The sequence below is a fragment of the Flaviramulus sp. BrNp1-15 genome (assembly GCF_022259695.1).
Taxonomy (GTDB): domain Bacteria; phylum Bacteroidota; class Bacteroidia; order Flavobacteriales; family Flavobacteriaceae; genus BrNp1-15.
On the sequence record NZ_CP092099.1, the window covers coordinates 478,725 to 501,096 of the forward strand.

Below are 22,372 nucleotides of genomic sequence, written 5' to 3' on the forward strand. Positions count from 1 at the left end.
GTTCTTTTAAATTAAACATTAGGTTTTTAGAAATATAAATTATTATGGGAAAATTATTTGAAGACTTTTCATTAGGATTGTTTTTTTGGCAAGCTGTATTATTTATAGCATTAATTCTTTTATTAAAGAAATTTGCTTGGAAACCAATTTTAGATTCTGTTAACGATAGAGAAGAAGGTATTAAAAATGCATTAGATTCTGCTGAAAAAGCAAAATTAGAAATGGAAAACCTTCAGGCAGATAATCAAAAGTTACTAAAAGAAGCTAGAGCTGAGCGTGAAGCGATGTTAAAAGAAGCACGCGACATGAAAAATAAGATGATTGAAGATGCAAAAGGGGAAGCTCAAGAGCAAGCAAATAAAATGATTCAGCAAGCACAAGCTGCTATTGAAAGCGAAAAGAAAGCTGCTATGGCAGAACTTAAAAGTCATGTAGCAGGATTATCTATAGATATTGCAGAAAAAGTGGTTCGCGAAGAATTATCTAACAAAGACAAACAATTAAAATTGGTTGAAACTATGTTAGGTGAAAAATCATTAAACTAATATAGAATGTCAGGAGCAAGAGCAGCAATACGTTACGCAAAAGCAGTATTAAGTTTAGCATCAGATCTAAAATCAGCAGATGCTGTGAATAATGATATGAAGTTAATTGCTAATACTATTGCAGAAAGTAAAGATTTAAGCGAGATGCTTCAAAGCCCTGTAGTATCTTCTTCAGTAAAGAAATCAGTTTTATCAGAGGTTTTCAAAAAATCGAATAAAACGACATTAGGCTTAATCGATATTTTAAATAATAATAACAGAATAAACATTTTAAGTGATGTTGCTGTAAAATATAATCAGTTATTCGATCAATCAAAAGGTATTGAGCTTGCAACTGTAACAACAGCAATAGCATTAACTCCAGAATTAGAGAAAAAAGCTTTGGCTAAAGCTAAAGAGCTTACTGGAAAAAATGTTGAAATAGAAAATATTATAGATGAAAGCATTTTAGGTGGTTTCATTTTACGAGTTGGAGACGTGCAATACAACGCAAGTGTTGCAAATCAACTTAACAAACTAAAAAGAGAATTTACATTAAACTAAGGTATTTATATCTAAATAAATAATAAGATGGCAGAAGTAAAACCAGCTGAAATATCAGCAATCTTAAAACAACAACTTTCAGGTTTTGAAGCGGGAGCTTCATTAGATGAGGTAGGAACTGTATTAACTGTAGGTGATGGTATTGTACGTGCTTATGGATTAGCTAACGCTCAATATGGTGAGTTAGTAGAATTCGATGGCGGACTAGAAGGTATTGTACTTAACCTTGAAGAAGATAATGTTGGTATTGTATTATTAGGAGCTTCAGTAGGAGTTAGAGAAGGCTCAACAGTAAAACGTACTGGTCGTATCGCTTCTATAAATGTTGGTGAAGGTATTGTTGGTCGTGTTGTAGATACTTTAGGTAATCCAATAGACGGTAAAGGTCCTATTTCTGGAGAAACTTACGAAATGCCTCTAGAGCGTAAAGCTCCTGGAGTTATTTTCCGTGAGCCTGTAACAGAACCGTTACAAACAGGTATTAAGTCTATTGATGCAATGATTCCTGTTGGTCGTGGTCAACGTGAGTTGGTTATTGGCGACCGTCAAACAGGTAAAACAGCAGTTTGTATTGATACCATCTTAAATCAAAAAGAATTTTACGATGCAGGTGAGCCTGTATATTGTATATATGTTGCCGTTGGTCAAAAAGCATCAACAGTAGCTTTAATTGCTAAAACATTAGAAGAAAAAGGCGCTTTGGCTTATACTACTATTGTTGCGGCTAATGCATCAGATCCTGCACCAATGCAAGTTTATGCTCCTTTCGCAGGTGCTGCAATTGGTGAGTATTTTAGAGATACAGGTCGTCCAGCTTTAATTATCTATGACGATTTATCTAAACAAGCTGTTGCTTACCGTGAGGTGTCGTTATTATTACGTCGTCCACCAGGACGTGAGGCGTATCCAGGTGACGTTTTCTATCTTCACTCTAGATTATTAGAGCGTTCTGCAAAAGTTATCAATGATGATGAGATCGCGAAAGATATGAATGACCTTCCAGATTCATTAAAACCTTTAGTAAAAGGTGGTGGTTCGTTAACAGCACTTCCAATTATTGAAACTCAAGCAGGTGACGTGTCGGCATATATTCCAACAAACGTAATTTCTATTACAGACGGGCAGATATTCTTAGATGGAGATTTATTTAACTCAGGTGTACGTCCAGCAATCAATGTAGGTATTTCAGTATCTCGTGTTGGTGGTAACGCACAGATTAAATCTATGAAAAAAGTAGCAGGTACATTAAAATTAGATCAAGCTCAGTTCCGTGAATTAGAAGCATTTGCTAAGTTCGGTTCAGATCTAGATGCGGTTACTTTAAATGTAATTGAAAAAGGAAAACGTAATGTTGAAATTTTAAAGCAGGCGCAAAACGATCCATTTAAAGTTGAAGATCAAATTGCTATTATTTATGCAGGATCTAAAAACTTGTTAAGAGACGTTCCTGTTGAAAAAGTAAAAGAATTTGAAAGAGATTATTTAGAGTTCTTAAAAGCAAAACACGCAGGTGTATTAAGTACTTTAAAAGCAGGTAAATTAACTGATGAAGTTACAGATACATTAACAGCTGTAGCAAAAGATTTATCAGGAAAGTATAGAAACTAATTCTGAATTAAGAATTCAGGATTAAGAATTATGAGTTATCAAAAAAGTGGCAACGCTATAGTAGACAAAAGTTTTTATTTTGCTTGTGATATTGTTACTTATGCTGAAGAACTCAAAGAAAAACGTTATTTTGAAATAGCAAATCAATTGCTGAAATCGGGCACTAGTATAGGTGCAAATGTGAGAGAATCACAAAGGGGTGTCAGCACAAAAGATTTTAAAAATAAATTAGGAATTGCTCTTAAAGAAGCTGACGAAACATCCTTTTGGTTGGAACGTTATAGAAGAAACTAATATTTTTGAAGTTCCTTTAAAATTAAGAGAAGATTGTGAAGTTTTGATAAAGCTTTTAGTTTCAATTATCAAAAATTCATAATTCATAATTCATAATTCATAATTTGAACTATGGCAAACTTAAAAGAAATACGTAACAGAATATCATCAGTATCTTCAACGATGCAGATTACCAGTGCCATGAAAATGGTATCTGCTGCTAAGTTAAAGAAAGCTCAAGATGCTATTACAGCTATGAGACCTTATGCAGATAAGTTAACAGAGCTTTTACAAAGTTTAAGTGCTACTTTAGATGCTGACTCTGGAAGTAAATTTTCTGCGCAACGCGAAGTAAAAAAAGTTTTAATTGTTGCGATTACATCTAATAGAGGTTTAGCAGGAGCTTTTAATTCGAATATCATTAAAGAAGTTAACAGATTGACTTCTGAAACTTATGCTAATCAAGAAGTATCTTATTTGGCGGTTGGTAAAAAGGCAAATGATGCATTTAAAAAAACCAATAGAGTTGTAGCTAATAAAAGTGATGTTTATGATGATTTAACCTTTGATAATGTTGCTGAAATAGCTGAGTTATTAATGGATAAATTTGTAGCGGAAGAGTTTGATAAAATTGAAATTGTTTACAATAAATTTAAAAACGCAGCAACTCAAATAGTTCTAACGGAGCAGTTTTTACCAATAGTTCCTGTTGAAGGTGCTGCAAATGTAAACGCAGATTATATTTTTGAGCCATCTAAAGTTGAAATCGTTGAGCAATTAATTCCTAAGTCTTTAAAAACACAATTATATAAAGGCATTAGAGATTCTTTTGCAAGCGAACACGGTGCACGTATGACAGCAATGCATAAAGCAACTGATAACGCAACAGAACTTAGAGATCAGCTTAAATTAACATATAATAAAGCGCGTCAAGCAGCCATTACTAATGAAATATTAGAAATTGTTGGTGGTGCTGAAGCCTTGAATAATTAGAAAGTTAATAGAAAAGTTATAAAATTAAGCCTTACTTTTTAGTAAGGCTTTTTTATTGGCATCAATTTTGAAATTGTATATTTATAATATTCAAATTGTTATCATGAATTTACAAAAACGAATTTCAATTTTATTTTTAATGTTTATTTTAACAATGAGTTTTTCTCAATGTGTAAGCACTATGAAATTACAAGACAAAGCACCTTTAGAATTTGGAGATGCGCATTATCAAAATTGGGTAGCAGGTGTTAAAGGTGGTGGAGCAGGATTCAATTTATTTATTCCAATAAAGGCAAATATTAATAAAGTAGTTTTAGACAGTGTCTACTTTAAAAATAAAAAAACAAAACTAGAGTATGTAAATGACTCGCTTTTAGTTGGACGTTTTAAGACTGAAATGAATCAAAAAGAAGACATTATTATGAGTAATGAGCCATATGCAGAATATGGTAATAAAGCGCCTCAACTACCTGAAAAGATACCTTTTGAATTAAAAGAGGATGAATGTGTGATAAGCTATAAAGAAGGTGAAAACACAAAATATTACAAGTTATCTAATGTTTTTAAGAAGCAATCAGAATTTTATCCAAGAGCACAGCCTAACAAGCCATAACTATTCTTTGTTTTACGTTAGCTAAAAACGTATTTTTAGCAGAACAAAAACTCCATGCCTTGGGCGGACTCAAAATTTTATTTAAGCAAACTTTTATCTATGGCTTAGCAACGGTATTACCAAGAATGCTGAGCTTTTTATTAGTGCCGCTTTATACCACAAAAGGTGTTCTATCTTCAGTATCTGAATATGGAAAAGTGTCTGTTATTTTTTCGTATTTCGTACTATTTAATGTTGTTTTGGCATATGGTATGGAAACTGCTTTTTTTAGGTTTTTTAATAAAGAAGATGATAAACAAAGTGTTACAGGCACATCGGCAATTTCATTAATTGTTTCTTCAATTGCATTTTTCGTATTAGCGTTAATATTTCAAAATCAAGTAGCGAGTTATATTGATATTGATGTAAAATATATCAATTTAGTTATTTGGATATTGCTACTAGATGCCTTGGTTATTATTCCTTTTGCGTGGTTAAGAGCCACACAAAAACCAATGCGTTACGCTGTAATTAAAATACTCAATGTAGTTATCAATTTGGGGTTAAATCTCTTTTTCTTATTAGCGTTAAAAGACTTAGCTACAAGCAGCACTTTTTTTGAAAGTCTTTATAAACCAAATTTTGAAATCAGTTATATTTTCATAGCAAACCTTATAGCAAGTGCGGTGACTTTAGTTTTAATGTTTCCGTTTTACACAAAAATCAAATATGTATTTGACTCTGCATTATGGAAAACAATGCTTCGTTATGCTTTGCCAGTGCTAATTGCGGGTATAGCGTTTTCAATAAACGAAACATTTGATAGAATTTTACTAAAGGAATTATTGCCTCCTAATATAGCAGAAACTGATATTGGTATGTATTCAGCTTGTTATAAAATAGCGTTGTTTATGACACTGTTTGCGACTGCTTATAGATTGGGCATAGAACCTTTCTTTTTCAGTCATGCTAAAAGTGAAAATCCTCAAAAAAATTATGCAAAAATATTAGAATTTTTTGTGGCTTTCGGTTCTGTTATTTTACTTACAGTAGTCGTTTTTGCAGATATATTAAAATTAGTAATTGTAAGAGATGAAGCTTATTGGGAAGCTATGTGGGTGGTGCCTATAATACTGTTAGCAAATTTTTGTTTAGGTATTTATCACAACCTTTCTGTATGGTATAAAATTACAGATAGAACTAAATTTGGAGCATATATCTCAATTATTGGCGCGATTGTAACTTTGGCTATTAACATCTTCTTTATAAAAGAATACAGTTATAAAGCTTCAGCAATAGCAACTTTATGTGCATATTCAATTATGATGTTTTTATCATATTATTTCGGAAAAAAATATTACCCAATTCCCTATAATCTTAAAAAAATAGCATTGTATTTAATACTTTCAATTGTTTTTTCTGTTATATCATTTTATCAATTTAGAGGAAATTATATCATTGGAATAACGATGTTAATTGTATTTTTGGGAATCATTTATTTTTCAGAAAAGAACGAAATAAAACAATTGTTAAAACGATAACATGCAAATTAAAATAGTAAATAAATCCAATCACCCTTTACCTCATTACGAAACTATAGCATCTGCTGGTATGGACTTACGAGCTAAGATCAATGAATCTATAATTTTAAAACCTTTAGAAAGAACTATTGTAAAAACAGGTTTGTTTATAGAATTGCCAATAGGTTTTGAAGCTCAAGTTCGCCCAAGAAGCGGATTAGCTGCTAAAAAAGGAATTACGGTTTTAAATGCTCCCGGAACTGTTGATGCCGATTATAGAGGAGAAATAGGTGTGATTCTTGTAAATCTTTCAAATGAAGATTTCACAATTGAAAATGGCGAACGTATAGCTCAATTAGTAATTGCAAAACATGAACGCGCCGAGTGGAATGCGGTGGAAACATTATCTGAAACATCACGTGGTGAAGGCGGATTTGGGAGTACTGGAGTAAAATAAAAAATAAATTTAAATGAAAATAATAGTACCAATGGCAGGACGTGGTTCACGTCTACGCCCGCATAGTTTAACTGTACCAAAACCATTAATTCCTGTTGCAGGTCAACCAATTGTTCATAGACTTGTAAAAGATATAGCTAAAGTATTAAAGCAGCCAATCGAAGAAATTGCATTTGTTTTAGGAGATCCTGCATGGTTTGGTGACGATGTGGTATCTAGTTTAGAAGACTTAGCTAAAGGTTTAGGTGCTAAAGCATCGATTTATCGTCAAGATAAACCTCTTGGTACTGGACATGCTATTATGTGTGCAGAACCATCATTATCGGGTCCTGCTGTAATTGCTTATGCAGATACTTTAATTCGTGCAGAGTTTGATTTAGACCCAGAAGCAGATAGTGTTATTTGGACAAAGCAAGTAGAAAACCCTGAGGCTTATGGAGTTGTTAAACTTAATGAAAAACAGGAAATTATTGAACTGGTTGAAAAACCAGAAACTTTTGTTAGTGACCAAGCTGTAATTGGGATTTATTACTTTAAAGATGTTGCAGTTTTAAAGGAAAAACTACAAGAAATTCTTGATGAAAACGTTATGAATGGTGGCGAATATCAAATTAACGATGGTATAAAACGTATGATGGCAGATGGTAAAGTTTTTAAAACAGGAACTGTTGACGAATGGATGGACTGCGGGAACAAAGCTATAACCATAGAAACTAACCAGCGTATGCTTGGGTTTTTAAAAGCAGATGCAGAAGAACAATTAGTAGCTGCATCGGCAAAATTAGAGAATTCAAAAATTATTGAACCTTGTTTTATTGGTGAAAATGTGGTGCTTAAAAATACAACCATAGGACCTTTCGTTTCAGTTGGTAATAGTTGTGTTATTGAAAATTCAAACGTTAAAAATAGTTTAATTCAAACGCATACCACTATAAAAAATGCTAATTTAGATAATGCCATGATAGGTAATCATGTTAAATACAATGGCGATTTTACAAGCATAAGCATTGGAGATTATTCTGTTTTAGAATAACATTCCTGCGAAAGCAGAAATCTCATTAATTTAAGTTTGGAATACCATTTGAAATAATAAGTCATAAAGAGCTTGTCGAAGCAGATAGGTAAAATGAAAAAACAAATCTACATTCTTTTCCTTTTCTTCGGAATATTAATTCCGCTGACTAACTATGCGCAAGTAGATTTTAATGTGAAACCTAATGACGATTTAGGTGATAATGAGGATGAGTTTCAAGAACTTTTTTATGAAGCTTTAAAACAAAAAGGTATTGAAAATTATGACAGATCTATTGAAGCTCTTTTAAAATGCCTTGATATAAATAATGATGTACCTGTCTTATATTTTGAATTAGGTAAAAATTATAATAAGCTTAAAAATTTTGGTGCTGCTGAAGATGCGCTAAAAAAAGCAGTAAGTAAAGAGCCCGATAACGAATGGTTTTTAGATGAATTATATGGTTTCTATGTATCGCAAAACGAACATGATAAAGCTATAAAAACAATTAAACAGCTTGTTAAATATCATCCAGATTATAAAGAAGATTTAGCTTCGCTTTATGTTAGAGTTGAAAAATACGATGATGCTTTAGAAATTTTAGATGAACTAGATAATGAATTTGGTGTTTCGATATCTCGTGATATTCTTCGAAATAGAATTTATAAAGTTACCGGTCGTAAAAAAGATCAAATTAAAAATTTAGAAGAACGAGTTGAGAATAATCCAGATAAAGAGTCGAATTATTTAGCATTAATTTTCCGCTACAGCGAAAACAACGAAAAAGAAAAAGCTTTTGAAACTGCAAAAGAACTTCTTAAAATAAACCCTAATTCGCAATTGGTACATTTGGCATTATATAAGTTTTATTTAGATGATAATGATGCTGAAAAGGCTATTGAGTCTATGAAAATTGTGGTTAAAAGCACAGAAATAAAACCCGAAGCAAAGCTTAAAGTGTTAACTGATTTCGTTCAGTTTGTTAGTGAAAACCCACAATACGAAACAGATTTGGTAGAAGCTACAGCTATGGTTAGCGACACTAACAATAGCAAAACACTTATTGAATTAGGGCAATATCATTTAGCAAAAAATAACAAAGCAAAAGCATTAGAATATTTTGAAACGGCTTTACAATTAGAGCCTAATAATTTTAATGTATTAAGAAATGTTATGCTATTGTATTTAGATTTGCAGAAGTATGATGATGCCGAAAAAATGAGTAGCGAAGCGGTTGAAAACTATCCAGCACAACCATTATTTTATTTAATACATGGTGTAGCATTAAATGCAATAAACCAGCCTAAAAAGGCTATTGAGTCTTTAGAAATTGGATTAGATTATATTATAGACGATACTAAAATGGAAGCCGATTTCTATAACCAATTAAGTAAAGCCTACACGCAATTAAACAATACTGTTAAAGCAAAAGCGTTTACAGATAAAGCAAAACAACTAGAAAATTCTAATTAATGAATAAACGTTCCCTTATCATTTTAACCTTATTTATGGTTTTTGCATTTGGTTGTAAATCTGCAAAAACAATTAGCAACGGAGAAGCCAATTATAAGTTGTCTACTAAGCAATTAATAAAAGAAAACACAAAACAAAATCCTAATTTTAATACGCTTCAGTCAAGGCTTAAAATAACACTTATCCAAAATGGAAAAACACAAGCACACACCGTAAATTTTAGAGCAAAAAAGGATGAGTTTTTGTGGATAAATGCTACGTTTTCGGTTATAAGAGCTTTGGTTACACCAGAAAGAGTTAGTTTTTATAATAAGTTAGACAACACCTATTTTGATGGCGATTACAAATATTTAAGTAATTTATTAGGAACAGAATTAGATTTTCAAAAGGTTCAAAATTTATTACTTGGAGAGGCCATTTTTAATTTAAAAAATGGCGATTATAAAACTTCTGTTAATGAAGGTTCTTACGTTCTTCAACCAAAAAATCAACGCGAATTATTTGAAATATTCTTCTTGTTAGACCCAACTCATTTTAAAGTAAAATCACAACAAATTAGTCAGCCAAAAGAGTTTAGACATTTACAGATTGATTATGTTTCGCATCAAGAAGTTGAAAAACAGATTTTACCCGAAAATATTAAGGTAATAGCTGTAGAGGCTAATGAAGAAATTATTCTAAATTTAGAATTAAAAAATGTATCCTTAAACGAAGATTTAAGATTTCCGTTTAAAATACCTTCTGGTTTTAAAGAGATAAAGCTTTAATGATAATTAAACTACGTACATATAAAGCATTATTGTTGCTATGTTTTTTGTTATGTGGCACATTAAGTTTTTCTCAGAATAATAAGCAAAAAGAGCTTGAAACACGCCGTCAGGAATTACGAAGAGAAATTCAAAAAATTAATGAGTTGCGTGCAGAAAATAAGTCTAAAGAAAAATCGCAACTATCACTTATTGAAGATTTTAACTATAAAATAAGTGTACTGTCTAATTTAATTAAAGTCACTAACCAGCAAGCTAATTTATTAACTCGAGAAATTAATTCAAACCAAAATAAAATCACCAATCTAAGAGATGAGTTAACGGCGTTAAAAGAAGATTATGCTACCATGATTGTTAAGTCTTATAAAAGCAAAAACCAACAGAGTAGAATTATGTTTTTGCTGTCTTCTAACAATTTTAAACAGGCTTATAAAAGGTTGCAGTATATAAAGCAATACTCAGACCATCAAAAGAAGCAAGGTGAAACTATAAAGGCAAAAACCCTAGAGTTACAGGAAATAAATAAGAATTTATTAAAGCAACAAGAAAACAAGAAAAAGCTAATTACAGAAAATAGAGTGGTACAAAAATCATTAGAATCAGAGCGTAAAGAGCACGAGACTCTAATGAAATCTATAAGAAAAAATTTATCAATGTATGCTTCTCAAATAAAACAAAAACAGCGAGAAGCCGATAGAATTGATAGAGAAATAGATAAGATTATTAAAGCAGCTATTGCGGCATCGAATAAAAAACCTGGAGTTACTAAAACTACAAATTCAACAAATTTTGCATTAACTCCAGAAGAAAAGGTTTTAGCATCTAATTTTATATCTAACAAAGGCAAACTGCCTTGGCCAGTAGAAAAAGGTTATGTTAAGTTAGGTTATGGCACACAACGTCACCCTATTGATAAATCATTAACTATAAAAAGTAATGGCGTTCGTATTGCTACAGAAAAAGACGCTAAAGTAATGGCTATTTTTGATGGTGAAGTAAGTGAAGTTCTTAAAATGAGAAACGTAAACCCTATAGTGATGATTCGTCATGGAAATTATTTAACGGTTTACAGAAACTTATCTCATGTTTACGTTAAAAAAGGAGATAAAGTAAAAACAAAACAAGTAATAGGAGAAGTGTTTACTAACCCTTCAAATGGAGAAACGATTTTAAGATTCACCTTATCTAAAGGAACAAGCACCGAGAATCCAGCAAACTGGATTTATAAAATGTGATGTAAAGCATCATCCTGAACTTGGTTCAGGATCTCATAAATTTTAAAAAGATTGTAACGAAAAGCCCATCCTTTAGGTAACGCTCAAATAATAAAGTTATTAATCAAACAAAGCTTTAAGCTCTGAAGCTTCATTCGGTTTTATTTTACCCGCTAATAGTAAACTTAATTGTTTTCGGCGTAAAGCAGCAGCAAAACGTTCTTTCTCTAAATCGGTTTCAGGCATAACTTCAGGAACTGCAATTGGTCTACCGGTTGCATCAACAGCCACAAACGTATAAATAGCTTCATTTGCTTTAGTTTTTTTACCAGACTCTCGGTCTTCTATCCAAACATCAATAAACACCTCCATAGACGTCTTAAAAGCACGAGAAACCTTAGCTTCTACAGTAACAACACTACCAAGAGGAACTGCATGATTAAAGGCTACATGATTTACAGAAGCCGTTACAACAATACGTCGGCTATGGCGCCTTGCTGAAATACTTGCTGCACGATCCATACGTGCTAGCAATTCGCCACCAAATAAATTATTTAAAGGATTGGTTTCACCAGGTAAGACCATATCGGTCAATATCGTTCTTGATTCTTCGGGAGTTTTTGCTTGCATTATGAGTTTTTATATAATGCCGCAAAGGTACATATTAAAGTAGTGAATTTTAAAAACTAATCTAGTTTTTTAACTAGTAACCAAGCGTCTTTATTATGTGTTTTTCTTATTTCACGAATAGCTTTTAAGGCTTCTGCTCCTGTTTCGTAACTACCATAAACCACTTGATGTAATCCGTATTTATTCACCCCAATTTTTCTAGGGCTAAACCCATCTGCTTTAAGTTGCTTAATTTTTTTATCGCAGTTTTCCTCAATTCTAAAAGCACCGGCAACTATATGGTAATTTCCTGTTTGCTTAGTAACATTTAAGGTAATTGCAGGAAGCGGATTTAAACTAAAAGTAGCTTGTTGTATTTTAGAATCTAATTGTTTAGTAGCTTCTTCTTGAGCTAATTGGTTGTGAGTTTCAATTTGGTTTACATAAAACTTTGAAGCTCCCAATCCACCTAATGTTAAAGCTATAAAAGCGATAGCAGCATATTTTAAATATGGTCTGGTTTTACGCTTTTCTGTAGTTACAGCAATAGGAATTACTTTTTCAATAGTTTCTACTTCTTCTTTATAAACCTCACGAGTTACTAATGGTGACACAAATTGCGTTAATCCAAAAGAATCGGTTAAGTAGTTTAGGTGATAAGAAGGCTCAAACAAAATTTTACCTTCGCTATTAAATACTATTTCACCTATGTTTTTAAATGTAAGTGTTTCACCTTGTGTTAAATAAGATTTTAAAATTTTAACACGTTTTGCTATTTTTTTATTAGCAATTTCAAAAGGAATTTTCTCAATATCAGCAATATAATGTGCTAATAAGCCATCATTTTTTTGTATTTGCTCATTAAAAGACACCACTTTTTTTGGTGCATAAAATGTGTTTGTATTATCATCAATGGTTGCAGACACTCGTTGTGTTAAAAAAGCCCCAAAATTTGGTATAGTAACACATTCGTATCTGTAAAGTAAATCGCTTATGTAGGTTTCTAATTGCATAAAAACAAAGTTAAAATTTTTTACTTTCCAATAAAAATTTGCCTTGACTATTTATTAACATTCGAAAAATGTGTTTATTGCAGTTTCAAAATCAAACACTTAACATGACAGAAAACGATTTGCTTTATACTCTTGCGCTACAACATGTGCCTAATATTGGAGACATTATAGCAAAACGTTTAATAAATCACTGTGGTTCTGCCGAGGCTGTTTTAAAAGAAAAAAAGCAGAATTTGCTTAAAATTGATGGTATTGGAAGTGTTATTTTAAAGGAGTTGTTTGGAAATAATCATTTAAATGAAGCCGAAAAAGAAATTGAATTTATAAAATCGAATAACATTAAGGTTACTTATTTTAAAGAAGAAGAAGAATATCCTGAAAAATTAAAACATTGTATAGATGGCCCTCTTTTACTCTTCCAATCTGGCAACATAAATTTAAAAGAACAGCATATAATTAGTATTGTTGGAGCCCGAAAAATAACAACTAACGGTATCGCTTTTTGCGAATCGTTAATTGAAGCTTTGGTGCCATTCAACCCAATAATAGTTTCTGGGTTTGCTTACGGAACAGATATTACAGCACACAAGGCAGCATTAAAACACAATTTACAAACTATAGGTTGTTTGGCTCATGGATTGAATACTATTTACCCCAAAGTTCACAAAAAGTACATGGCTGATGTAGAAAAAAACGGCGGGTTTTTTACAGATTTCTGGAGTACGGACAATTTTGATAGAAATAATTTTTTAAAGCGTAACAGAATAATTGCAGGATTAAGTGAAGCGACCATTGTAATAGAATCTGCCGAAAAAGGTGGAAGTTTAGTTACTGCAGATATTGCTAATTCTTATAACAGAGATGTGTTTGCTGTTCCTGGACGAACTACAGACAGTCAAAGCGTGGGGTGTAATAATTTAATCAAACACCAGAAAGCACATATGCTTACAACACCTTTAGATGTGCCCTATATTTTAAATTGGCAGTTAGAAGATAATAAAAAACCCGTTGTACAAAAACAATTGTTTGTGGAGTTAGACGCCACAGAAAAAGAGATTTATAATTACTTAAAAGAAAACGAAAAACAACAATTAGATGTTATTGCTATTAATTGCAATCTACCTATTTTTAAAGTGTCTAGCACGTTACTTAATATGGAATTAAAAGGCGTTGTTAGACCGTTACCAGGTAAGTTGTTTGAGGTTATTTAAATTCCTTAGAAGGTATTTGTTAATACCCAACCTTTTCTCTAACTCTATTTAAAACTTCATTAGCTACCAAAGAAGCCTTTTTAGCACCTACAGCTAGAGCAGCATCAACTTCATTAAGGTTATTCATATAGTAATTATAACGCTCACGTTGTGTGGCAAAGGTTTCAACTATCAATTCAAATAAAGCTTGTTTTGCATGTCCATAACCATACCCGCCATTTTCATAATTTGCTTTCATTTCAGCTATTTGAGTATCACTGGCTAGTAAACTATAAATTGCAAAACAGTTACAAGTGCTCCAATCTTTAGGTTCTTCAAGTGGTGTGCTATCCGTTTGAATACCCATAATTTGCTTGCGTAGTTTTTTGTCATCTAAAAATATGTTGATGATGTTATTTCTACTTTTACTCATTTTTTCACCATCGGTTCCAGGAATAAGCATGGTGTTTTTTTGCACTTCTGCCTTAGGTAAAACAAAAATTTCTCCAACTTTTGCGTGAAAACGAGAGGCTACATCGCGTGTCATTTCTATATGCTGTTCTTGGTCTTTTCCAACAGGAATAATTTCTGCATCGTACAATAAAATATCGGCAGCCATTAGCATTGGGTAAGTAAATAAACCAGAGTTTACATCTTCTAATCTATCTGCTTTATCTTTAAAACTGTGTGCTAAGGTTAAGCGTTGGTATGGAAAAAAACAGCTTAAATACCAAGACAACTCGGTTACTTGTGGCACATCACTTTGTCTGTAAAACACTGTTTTTTCAATATCTAAGCCAAAAGCTAACCAAGTTGCAGCTGTAGAATAGGTATTATTACGCAAAGTTTTTGCATCTTTAATTTGAGTTAATGTGTGCAGATTTGCAATAAATAAATAGGAATCATTTTCTGGATTTTCCGCCATTTTTATAGCTGGAATAATTGCGCCTAAAATATTTCCTAAATGTGGTGTTCCTGTACTTTGTATGCCTGTAAGTATTCTTGCCATAATTTTATTCCCACGAAAGTGGGAATCTCATTAAAGTTAATCTTAAATTTTCTTCTTCGAGCAAAGGTAATTTTTTTAATAGAATTGCTCAATACAATTGTGTATTTTTGGCTGCGATGAAGATTTTTAAATATATTTTCTGGGTATTGTACCGCATTTGGTTCTATGTTCTTGTGGCTTTACCAATTATAGTTTTATTTCCAGTGCTTTTATTATCTATTTCAAAGGAATCGTGGTATCCATATTTTTTTAGGCTTGCACGCTTTTGGGCAAAATTTATTTTAATAGGAATGGGTTTTGCTTATCGTATTGAACGCCAACAAGCTCCAGAAAAAGGTAAAAGTTATATGTTTATAGCCAACCATACTTCTATGGCAGATATTATGCTGATGTTGGTATCGGTTAAAAACCCTTTTGTTTTTGTTGGTAAGAAGGAATTGGCTAAAATTCCACTTTTTGGGTTTTTCTACAAGCGTACTTGTATTTTGGTAGATAGAAGTTCTCCAAAAAGCAGGCAAGCGGTTTTTTTAAGAGCGCAACGTAGATTAAAATCTGGATTGAGTATTTGTATCTTCCCAGAAGGTGGTGTTCCTGAAGAACAAATAGTGTTAGACGAGTTTAAAGATGGTGCATTTAGGTTAGCTATTAATCATCAAATTCCCATCGTTCCCATAACATTTGCCGATAATAAAAAGCGTTTTTCATATACTTTTTTTAGTGGAGGCCCTGGAAGAATGCGCGTAAAAATCCATGAATTTTTATCAACTAAAGGCTTAAAGATTGAAGACACTAAAGCTTTAAAAGAAAAGTCGAGAGAAATTATCTTAAACCAATTGCAGGCCTTTAACTCTTAGAAATTTTATAAGATCCCGCTTTAAAGACGGGATTAGTTCAACTTACAATTTTGAAAGTCTATCAAAATAGAGTTTCACTAATAAAAAACTGCCCGAGGGGTCGAGCAGTTTTTTTCGATATGCATTTTTGAGCTTAATTAAAAACACATATCCAGATCTAACCAAAAACCTAGAACTTTATAGCAAATCCGGTATAAACACCAATAATAAATGGTGTAAAATTACCTGAAGTATTTTTAAAAGTATTGAGTTGATATTTAAACATAGGCTCTAAATTCAAATCTATTTTTTTAGACATTTTATAGTTAAAACCTAATCCAAAATTAGCACTGTAACTTACTTTATTTATATTGCTAGCTTCACCTAAAAAGGTTCTGTTACCATTCTCTGTTTCAGAATATATTTCATTATCATTTAAAAAGAACGAACTAAAACCACCAATAACATTAACCCCTAATTTTTTATCAGAAAGCTTATATTGAATTTCTAAAGGAACCTCAATGTATCCTAAAGATTGATTAATAGATGTATTTGTTGTTTTTAAAGATTCGGGTAATCTGGCAGCACTTAAACTTTCAAAACTGGTAACTGGAGCAACATCTGATGATAGAGCGTTACTACCACCATTATTACTTGGGCTAACATTTTGTAATGCTCTACTGCTAGAACTAAGGCCTACGGATTGAAACACAACTACATCGTTTGTGTTGTACCCCAAATTAACTTTGTTTATACCAGAACGAACAGTTAACTTGTTGTTTATAGCATAACTGGCAGAAAGTCCATAACTCATATTAAGCTCTCCAGATTTAGCGTTGTTATTAAACTGTGGATCGATTGAAGAGCCATTACCCAAGGTGTTAAAATAAACAGGCGCAGCATTTGGGGCAATACTCCACCTGTTGTTGGCTTCCTCTTCTTCAATAATTTCTTTGTTTTTTTCTAAAACCTCTTCTATAGTAAGATCTTCTTTATTTGTGTTGTTTTCGGCTAAAGCGTCTTTTTCTTCATCTTTTGTTTTAGCTATAGCTGTATTGTTTTTTGATGAATCTTGAATAAGTTCTTTTACTTTTTCTTTGTTAATTAGTACGTCTTCATTTTTTTCTTCGTTAGATGATATAGCAACCGCATTTTTTTGTGCTTTATTTTGATTATTATAATCAACACTTTTTTCTTCTTTTGAAAGATTTGCAATAGCGTTATTATTTACAGAAGGCACTAATTTATTATTAGGGTCTAAAGGCTTGTTTTTATCCTGATTTAATTTACTTTCATTTTTGTTTTTTGAAGCAGAACGTTCAACAAGAGAAGATTCATTTGAAGGCGCTATTTTATTTAAAGGAACTTCATTAAAATTAGAATCATCAGATGGATTTTTTGTTTTCTCTTTAGATGAATCTGTGTTGTCGGTAACCACATTTTCTTTTTCAGATACAGTTTCTAAACCTTCAATTGTGTTTTTATTCTTCGTGTTTACTTCATTAGTAGAAGATTCTTCGGTTTCAACAACCTGATTTGTTTGAATGTCTTCAGGTGAATTAAAATAAACACCACCAATAGTTAAAAGTAACAGCAATAGAGCAGCTATACCTGCGTATTGCCACCAAATAGGAATAACAACACGTCGTTTTTTCTTTTTCTTGTTAAGCTTTGCTTCTATATTTTCCCAAACAGCATCGGTAGGAGTGGCTTCAAAGTCTTTTAAGCCTTCCTGAAATAATCTGTCTATATGTTTCTTATCACTCATTATAATGATTGTGAATGTTGTATTGTTTTGTAATCTTCAATTGTCTGTTTCAAAATTTGTCTAGCACGTGCTAAATTAGATTTTGAAGTCCCTACATTTATATTAAGCATACTTGCGATTTCTTTATGTGAATAGCCATCTAAAACATAGAGGTTAAAAACCAACCTGTATCTATCTGGTAATTCTTGAATGATTTTTAAAAGATAATCGATGGAAACTGCGTTATCATCAACTTCTAATTCAACATCTTCAATTATGCTTTCATTTATTATGTCAAAAACTTTTTCGTTTCGGTAACGCTGTAACGCTGTGTTTATGGTAATGCGTTTTAACCATCCCTCAAAAGAGCCTTTATTTTTATACTGTTCAATTTTTTTAAAAATTGTTAAAAATGCGTCTTGCAAATTATCTTCTGCTTCGGCATAGTTGCGCGAATACTTCAAGCAAATAGCAAATAGTTTACTCGAAAAGAGTTTGTATAATTCGCCTTGTGCTTTAGTATCATCAATTTTACAATTTTCTATGAGTTGATTTAAACTCAAATTAAAAACATGTATTAATTAATACTTAAACTTTAATCTATAACGGGTACTTCAATAGTTAAATATTGCGATTCCCCATCGGTGTCTTCACCCTGCCAAAATTTAAAAATATACGATCCATTACTGGTTACTATAAAATTAAATGTGGCTTCTACTAAGTCATCTTCAAGAGTTTCACAGTTTGTATTATCAAAAACATAGGTTACAGGTGCTACTGTGCGCTCGTTGTTCTCTTTATAGTAATAAAACTCTTTAAAAGCATGGCATGTTGTAGGTCTGAAATAATGAATTGTTATTGGGTACGTTTCTCCTAATTCAAACTCATCGGGTATGTCTACACTTTCAACAGGTAAAACTTCGAAGCTGTAATTTGTTGAATCATCATCAATACTACACGAAGTAGCCATAATAAGTATCAAACACATTACAATTAATCTTTTCATAGCAAATAAATTTAGGGTTTATATACATGTTTGCACCTAATAGATGCATAACTAAAGAAAAGGTTGCGTATAAAATTAAAAAATCCCGAATTAACGGGATTTTCAATTATTTTTCTGACACTGCTTTTCTAACCTTGGCTTCAAGCTCGTCCATGAGTTCTGGATTGTCTTTTATTAATGCTTTAACGGCATCTCGACCTTGCCCTAGTTTGGTTTCGTCGTAGCTAAACCATGAGCCACTCTTTTTAACAATTTCATGCTCTACAGCTAAATCTAAGATTTCACCAACTTTACTAACGCCTTCACCGTACATAATATCAAATTCGGCAGTCTTAAATGGAGGAGCTACTTTATTTTTAACCACTTTAACACGGGTTTTGTTTCCAGCCACAGTACCATCAGTTTCTTTAATTTGAGTAGAACGTCTAATATCTAATCTAACAGATGCGTAAAACTTTAAAGCATTTCCACCGGTTGTAGTTTCTGGGTTACCAAACATAACACCAATTTTTTCACGCAATTGGTTAATAAATATAACGGTACAATTGGTTTTACTAATAGATGCCGTAAGTTTTCTTAAAGCTTGAGACATTAAACGGGCATGTAAACCCATTTTAGAATCACCCATTTCGCCTTCAATTTCACTTTTTGGAGTTAAAGCGGCTACAGAATCTATAACCACAATATCAATTGCGCCAGAGCGAATTAAATTATCAGCGATTTCTAAAGCTTGTTCACCATTATCAGGTTGCGAGATGATTAAATTATCAATATCTATACCTAATTTTTCAGCATAAAATCTATCAAAAGCATGTTCTGCATCAATAAATGCTGCAATACCGCCAGCTTTTTGAGCTTCAGCAATAGCATGCAGAGTTAATGTGGTTTTACCAGAAGATTCCGGACCATAAATTTCTATAACTCTACCGCGCGGATATCCACCAACACCTAAAGCAATATCTAACCCTAAAGAACCAGAAGGTATAGCCTCTACATCTACAATAGCAGAGTCACTCATTTTCATTACTGTTCCTTTTCCGTAGGCTTTATCTAGTTTGTCTAATGTAAGTTTTAATGCTTTTAATTTTGCTTCTTTTTCGTTGCTCATTTCTATTTGCTTTTCTAAAAAATTGTATGCTAAAATACTACATCTTTTGTCACAATACAATTTTATAACGCAACCTTTTCACACATTTTGCATCTTACAAATAAAGTGGAAAAACTTTGCTATGAAATTTTCCAAAAAAAGGTTTGAAAATAAGACTAACTCAAACTAATTTATAAAAGCACTTTAGTAAACATAAAGTGCTTTTTTTATGCAATACATTGCCTCATTGCTTTAAAATTGTACTTTTGCACTTTAATAATAGTCTTTAACCTTAAAAAATTAGTATAGCATGCAACTGTACAATAAATTAAGCGCAAAAGAAAGAGCAGAACTAATCGATAAAGCAGGAAAAAATCGATTAACACTTTCTTTTTATAAATATGCCAAAATTGGCAATCCTCAAATTTTTAGAGATCACTTATTCATTACTTGGAACGAATTAAATGTTTTAGGTAGGATTTATGTCGCTCACGAGGGAATTAATGGACAATTATCACTTCCAGCTGATCGTTTTAATGAATTTAAAAAACATTTAGATTCTATAGATTTCCTTAAAGGAATTAGGCTAAATATTGCTGTAGAGCAAGACAATAAATCTTTCTTAAAGCTAAAAGTTAAAGTGCGTCATAAAATTGTTGCCGATGGCTTAAATGACGATACTTTTGATGTTAGAAACAAAGGTGTTCATGTCAATGCAAAGAAATTCAATGAACTTATTGAAGATGACAAAACAGTTTTGGTAGATATGCGTAACCATTACGAAAGTGAAATAGGGCATTTTAAAAATGCTGTAACACCAGATGTTGATACATTTAGAGAATCTTTAGATATTATTGAAGATGATTTAAAAAATCACAAAGAAGATAAAAACTTGGTGATGTATTGTACTGGAGGTATACGTTGCGAAAAAGCCAGTGCCTATTTTAAACATAAAGGCTTCAAAAATGTGTATCAGTTAGAAGGTGGAATTATTGAATACACACGTCAGGTTAACGAAAAGAACCTTGAAAATAAGTTTTTAGGAAAGAATTTTGTTTTTGATGAAAGAAGAGCTGAAAAAATTAGCGACGATGTTATAGCTAATTGTCACCAATGCGGCAATCCTTTTGATGTGCATACCAATTGTGCTAACGAAGCTTGCCATTTACTCTTCATTCAGTGTGATGATTGCAAAGAGGAAATGAATAACTGTTGTTCTACAGCGTGTAAAGAAATACATGCATTGCCTTACGAAGAGCAAAAAGCACTTCGCAAGGGGCAAGGAAATAGTAACGATATTTTTAAAAAAGGTCGTGCAGATCATTTACCTTACAAAAAGGATTTGAGAAACATTTTTGATGTTTTAAAGAAAAAGTAGCACTTATTCTTATGCAGAAAATTGAATTAATGGCGCCAGCAGGGAATTTTGAGTCTTTGCAGGCTGCTTTAGATAACGGTGCTGACTCTATTTATTTTGGTGTAGAGCAACTTAACATGCGTGCACGTGCATCGATCAATTTCACCTTAGACGATTTATCGGAAATAGTAAAACGCTGTAACTCCAAAAATGTAAGAACGTATTTAACGTTAAACACTATTATTTACGACCACGATTTATCAATAGTAAAAACATTGATAAATAAAGCAAAAGAAGCAAATATCACAGCTGTTATAGCTATGGATCAGGCAGTAATAGCTATGGCGAGAGAAGTGGGAATGGAAGTGCATATTTCAACTCAAATCAATATTACTAATATTGAAACGGTTAAGTTTTATGCCTTGTTTGCAGATACCATGGTGCTTAGTCGAGAATTAAGCTTGCGTCAGGTTAAAAAAATAACTGAGCAAATAGAAAAAGAACAAATAAAAGGACCTTCAGGAAAACTAATTGAAATAGAAATATTTGGACACGGAGCTCTTTGTATGGCGGTTTCTGGAAAATGCTATATGAGTTTACATTCTCATAACTCATCTGCAAATAGAGGAGCATGCAAACAAAATTGCAGAAAGAAGTATACAGTTATAGATCAAGAAACTGGTTTTGAAATGGAGCTGGATAACGAGTACATAATGTCTCCAAAAGACTTATGTACTATTGATTTTTTAGATGAAATCGTAAATGCCGGAATTAAAGTTTTAAAAATTGAAGGTAGAGGAAGAGCGCCAGAATATGTAGCAAAAGTTATAAAATGTTATCGAGAAGCTATAGACAGTATTCAAGATGGTATATACAATAAAGAAGAAGTAATCTCATGGATGGAAACTTTAGAAACTGTTTACAATAGAGGGTTTTGGAGCGGCTACTATCTGGGGCAAAAACTAGGAGAATGGAGTAAAGGTTCTGGCTCTCATGCCACACAAAAGAAAGTTTATATTGGTAAAGGCAATCATTTTTTTCCAAAAGCAAATATTGGTGAATTTAAAATTGAGGCTTACAATATAAATGTAGGAGATGCCATTTTAATAACAGGACCAACCACTGGAGCAAAAGAGTTATTAGTTGAAGAAATGATGGTGAATGATAAAAAATTAAATGAAGGAAAAAAAGGCGACCTAGTAACCATCAAATTACCTTTTAGAATAAGGCAATCAGACAAACTCTATAAAATTGTAGAAAATAAAGTTGAAGCTTAATGGTGGTTATTACATTACAACGAAACAAGTGTATAGGCTGTAATTATTGTGTAGAAATGGCACCAAAACAATTTCAAATGTCTAAAAAAGACGGAAAATCAGTTTTGCTCAATTCAACTAATAAAAAAGGCTTTTTTACATTAAAATCTAACCAGTACAATATTTTAGAAGCTTCCGAAAACGCATCAAAAGCATGTCCGGTTAAAATAATTAGTGTAAAATTAGTTTAGTTTTAATGGTATATTTT

General features: G+C 32.1%; 24 protein-coding genes. 17 read left to right on the forward strand and 7 right to left on the reverse strand.

Annotated elements, in window-relative coordinates; genetic code table 11:
* The first annotated feature begins 44 nt into the window (after positions 1-44).
* The 12 genes from MBM09_RS02085 (at position 45) to MBM09_RS02140 (ending at position 11,018) form a co-directional block, all read left to right on the forward strand.
* Positions 45-545, forward strand: a complete 501-nt coding sequence (locus tag MBM09_RS02085; protein WP_238675193.1) for a F0F1 ATP synthase subunit B — start codon at positions 45-47, stop codon at positions 543-545.
* Between the two features lie 6 nt (positions 546-551).
* Positions 552-1,088, forward strand: coding sequence for an ATP synthase F1 subunit delta (gene atpH / locus MBM09_RS02090; RefSeq protein WP_238675194.1), 537 nt, complete (start codon positions 552-554; stop codon positions 1,086-1,088).
* Positions 1,089-1,115: 27 nt separating this feature from the next.
* A complete protein-coding gene (gene atpA, locus MBM09_RS02095) occupies positions 1,116-2,696 on the forward strand; it encodes a F0F1 ATP synthase subunit alpha (protein ID WP_238675195.1) in 1,581 nt (526 codons plus the stop codon).
* Between the two features lie 30 nt (positions 2,697-2,726).
* Positions 2,727-2,990: a four helix bundle protein gene (locus MBM09_RS02100; RefSeq protein ID WP_370569716.1), complete on the forward strand. Its 264-nt coding sequence runs from the start codon at positions 2,727-2,729 to the stop codon at positions 2,988-2,990.
* 111 nt (positions 2,991-3,101) lie between these two features.
* The gene (gene atpG, locus MBM09_RS02105; protein WP_238675196.1) at positions 3,102-3,962 is read left to right on the forward strand and encodes an ATP synthase F1 subunit gamma; all 861 of its coding nucleotides are present in this window, start codon (positions 3,102-3,104) and stop codon (positions 3,960-3,962) included.
* A gap of 181 nt (positions 3,963-4,143) precedes the next feature.
* Complete coding sequence (locus MBM09_RS02110; RefSeq protein WP_238675197.1) at positions 4,144-4,575, forward strand: hypothetical protein; 432 nt, start codon at positions 4,144-4,146, stop codon at positions 4,573-4,575.
* 59 nt (positions 4,576-4,634) lie between these two features.
* Positions 4,635-6,095, forward strand: coding sequence for an oligosaccharide flippase family protein (locus MBM09_RS02115; RefSeq protein ID WP_238675198.1), 1,461 nt, complete (start codon positions 4,635-4,637; stop codon positions 6,093-6,095).
* 1 nt (position 6,096) lies between these two features.
* Positions 6,097-6,531 (forward strand): dUTP diphosphatase, encoded by a 435-nt coding sequence (gene dut / locus MBM09_RS02120; RefSeq protein ID WP_238675199.1) that lies wholly within the window; start codon positions 6,097-6,099, stop codon positions 6,529-6,531.
* Between the two features lie 13 nt (positions 6,532-6,544).
* Entirely contained in the window at positions 6,545-7,564 is a 1,020-nt protein-coding gene (locus tag MBM09_RS02125) for a sugar phosphate nucleotidyltransferase (protein WP_238675200.1), read from the forward strand.
* A gap of 93 nt (positions 7,565-7,657) precedes the next feature.
* The gene (locus MBM09_RS02130; protein ID WP_238675201.1) at positions 7,658-9,016 is read left to right on the forward strand and encodes a lipopolysaccharide assembly protein LapB; all 1,359 of its coding nucleotides are present in this window, start codon (positions 7,658-7,660) and stop codon (positions 9,014-9,016) included.
* Positions 9,016-9,783, forward strand: coding sequence for a DUF4292 domain-containing protein (locus MBM09_RS02135; protein WP_238675202.1), 768 nt, complete (start codon positions 9,016-9,018; stop codon positions 9,781-9,783). The genes MBM09_RS02130 and MBM09_RS02135 overlap by 1 nt, the downstream gene beginning before the upstream one ends.
* Positions 9,783-11,018: a murein hydrolase activator EnvC gene (locus tag MBM09_RS02140; RefSeq protein ID WP_238675203.1), complete on the forward strand. Its 1,236-nt coding sequence runs from the start codon at positions 9,783-9,785 to the stop codon at positions 11,016-11,018. Before MBM09_RS02135 ends, MBM09_RS02140 begins: the two co-directional genes overlap by 1 nt.
* A gap of 99 nt (positions 11,019-11,117) precedes the next feature.
* Here the strand turns inward: MBM09_RS02140 and MBM09_RS02145 are convergent, their stop codons facing one another.
* Positions 11,118-11,627: an acyl-CoA thioesterase gene (locus MBM09_RS02145; RefSeq protein ID WP_238675204.1), complete on the reverse strand. Its 510-nt coding sequence runs from the start codon at positions 11,625-11,627 to the stop codon at positions 11,118-11,120.
* A 56-nt stretch (positions 11,628-11,683) separates the two neighbouring features.
* Positions 11,684-12,619, reverse strand: a complete 936-nt coding sequence (locus tag MBM09_RS02150; protein WP_238675205.1) for an SPOR domain-containing protein — start codon at positions 12,617-12,619, stop codon at positions 11,684-11,686.
* Positions 12,620-12,723: 104 nt separating this feature from the next.
* On the opposite strand from MBM09_RS02150, the gene dprA reads away from it, so the two are divergent.
* Positions 12,724-13,830 carry a DNA-processing protein DprA gene (gene dprA, locus MBM09_RS02155; RefSeq protein WP_238675206.1) on the forward strand — a complete coding sequence of 369 codons (1,107 nt, stop codon included), beginning with the start codon at positions 12,724-12,726 and terminating at the stop codon, positions 13,828-13,830.
* 19 nt (positions 13,831-13,849) lie between these two features.
* Here the strand turns inward: dprA and trpS are convergent, their stop codons facing one another.
* Positions 13,850-14,818: a tryptophan--tRNA ligase gene (gene trpS, locus MBM09_RS02160; protein WP_238675207.1), complete on the reverse strand. Its 969-nt coding sequence runs from the start codon at positions 14,816-14,818 to the stop codon at positions 13,850-13,852.
* A 116-nt stretch (positions 14,819-14,934) separates the two neighbouring features.
* Here trpS and MBM09_RS02165 point away from each other — a divergent pair, with 116 nt between their 5' ends.
* Entirely contained in the window at positions 14,935-15,672 is a 738-nt protein-coding gene (locus MBM09_RS02165) for a 1-acyl-sn-glycerol-3-phosphate acyltransferase (RefSeq protein ID WP_238675208.1), read from the forward strand.
* A 169-nt stretch (positions 15,673-15,841) separates the two neighbouring features.
* Here MBM09_RS02165 and MBM09_RS02170 read toward each other — a convergent pair whose 3' ends face one another.
* The 4 genes from MBM09_RS02170 to recA form a co-directional block, all read right to left on the reverse strand.
* Complete coding sequence (locus MBM09_RS02170) at positions 15,842-17,419, reverse strand: outer membrane beta-barrel protein (RefSeq protein ID WP_238675209.1); 1,578 nt, start codon at positions 17,417-17,419, stop codon at positions 15,842-15,844.
* Complete coding sequence (locus MBM09_RS02175; RefSeq protein ID WP_238675210.1) at positions 17,419-17,961, reverse strand: RNA polymerase sigma factor; 543 nt, start codon at positions 17,959-17,961, stop codon at positions 17,419-17,421. Before MBM09_RS02175 ends, MBM09_RS02170 begins: the two co-directional genes overlap by 1 nt.
* Before the next feature lie 32 nt (positions 17,962-17,993).
* Entirely contained in the window at positions 17,994-18,404 is a 411-nt protein-coding gene (locus MBM09_RS02180; protein ID WP_238675211.1) for a hypothetical protein, read from the reverse strand.
* Positions 18,405-18,510: 106 nt separating this feature from the next.
* Positions 18,511-19,512, reverse strand: coding sequence for a recombinase RecA (recA, locus tag MBM09_RS02185; protein WP_238675212.1), 1,002 nt, complete (start codon positions 19,510-19,512; stop codon positions 18,511-18,513).
* Between the two features lie 289 nt (positions 19,513-19,801).
* On the opposite strand from recA, the gene MBM09_RS02190 reads away from it, so the two are divergent.
* The 3 genes from MBM09_RS02190 to MBM09_RS02200 are packed head-to-tail and all read left to right on the forward strand — an operon-like array spanning position 19,802 to position 22,355.
* Entirely contained in the window at positions 19,802-20,869 is a 1,068-nt protein-coding gene (locus MBM09_RS02190) for a rhodanese-related sulfurtransferase (RefSeq protein ID WP_238675213.1), read from the forward strand.
* An 11-nt stretch (positions 20,870-20,880) separates the two neighbouring features.
* Complete coding sequence (locus MBM09_RS02195; protein ID WP_238675214.1) at positions 20,881-22,125, forward strand: peptidase U32 family protein; 1,245 nt, start codon at positions 20,881-20,883, stop codon at positions 22,123-22,125.
* Positions 22,125-22,355, forward strand: a complete 231-nt coding sequence (locus tag MBM09_RS02200; RefSeq protein ID WP_238675215.1) for a ferredoxin — start codon at positions 22,125-22,127, stop codon at positions 22,353-22,355. Before MBM09_RS02195 ends, MBM09_RS02200 begins: the two co-directional genes overlap by 1 nt.
* Positions 22,356-22,372 lie beyond the last annotated feature (17 nt).

Coding starts and splice junctions, on each gene's coding strand:
- MBM09_RS02165 (WP_238675208.1), top strand. CDS start 14,935: ATGAAGATTTTTAAATATATTTTCTGGGTATTGTACCGCATTTGGTTC.
- atpG (WP_238675196.1), top strand. CDS start 3,102: ATGGCAAACTTAAAAGAAATACGTAACAGAATATCATCAGTATCTTCA.
- atpA (WP_238675195.1), top strand. CDS start 1,116: ATGGCAGAAGTAAAACCAGCTGAAATATCAGCAATCTTAAAACAACAA.
- MBM09_RS02130 (WP_238675201.1), top strand. CDS start 7,658: ATGAAAAAACAAATCTACATTCTTTTCCTTTTCTTCGGAATATTAATT.
- MBM09_RS02110 (WP_238675197.1), top strand. CDS start 4,144: ATGAAATTACAAGACAAAGCACCTTTAGAATTTGGAGATGCGCATTAT.
- trpS (WP_238675207.1), bottom strand. CDS start 14,818: ATGGCAAGAATACTTACAGGCATACAAAGTACAGGAACACCACATTTA.
- MBM09_RS02145 (WP_238675204.1), bottom strand. CDS start 11,627: ATGCAAGCAAAAACTCCCGAAGAATCAAGAACGATATTGACCGATATG.
- MBM09_RS02085 (WP_238675193.1), top strand. CDS start 45: ATGGGAAAATTATTTGAAGACTTTTCATTAGGATTGTTTTTTTGGCAA.
- MBM09_RS02150 (WP_238675205.1), bottom strand. CDS start 12,619: ATGCAATTAGAAACCTACATAAGCGATTTACTTTACAGATACGAATGT.
- atpH (WP_238675194.1), top strand. CDS start 552: ATGTCAGGAGCAAGAGCAGCAATACGTTACGCAAAAGCAGTATTAAGT.
- MBM09_RS02100 (WP_370569716.1), top strand. CDS start 2,727: ATGAGTTATCAAAAAAGTGGCAACGCTATAGTAGACAAAAGTTTTTAT.
- MBM09_RS02125 (WP_238675200.1), top strand. CDS start 6,545: ATGAAAATAATAGTACCAATGGCAGGACGTGGTTCACGTCTACGCCCG.
- MBM09_RS02190 (WP_238675213.1), top strand. CDS start 19,802: ATGCAACTGTACAATAAATTAAGCGCAAAAGAAAGAGCAGAACTAATC.
- recA (WP_238675212.1), bottom strand. CDS start 19,512: ATGAGCAACGAAAAAGAAGCAAAATTAAAAGCATTAAAACTTACATTA.
- MBM09_RS02135 (WP_238675202.1), top strand. CDS start 9,016: ATGAATAAACGTTCCCTTATCATTTTAACCTTATTTATGGTTTTTGCA.
- MBM09_RS02195 (WP_238675214.1), top strand. CDS start 20,881: ATGCAGAAAATTGAATTAATGGCGCCAGCAGGGAATTTTGAGTCTTTG.
- MBM09_RS02170 (WP_238675209.1), bottom strand. CDS start 17,419: ATGAGTGATAAGAAACATATAGACAGATTATTTCAGGAAGGCTTAAAA.
- MBM09_RS02180 (WP_238675211.1), bottom strand. CDS start 18,404: ATGAAAAGATTAATTGTAATGTGTTTGATACTTATTATGGCTACTTCG.
- MBM09_RS02200 (WP_238675215.1), top strand. CDS start 22,125: ATGGTGGTTATTACATTACAACGAAACAAGTGTATAGGCTGTAATTAT.
- dut (WP_238675199.1), top strand. CDS start 6,097: ATGCAAATTAAAATAGTAAATAAATCCAATCACCCTTTACCTCATTAC.
- dprA (WP_238675206.1), top strand. CDS start 12,724: ATGACAGAAAACGATTTGCTTTATACTCTTGCGCTACAACATGTGCCT.
- MBM09_RS02140 (WP_238675203.1), top strand. CDS start 9,783: ATGATAATTAAACTACGTACATATAAAGCATTATTGTTGCTATGTTTT.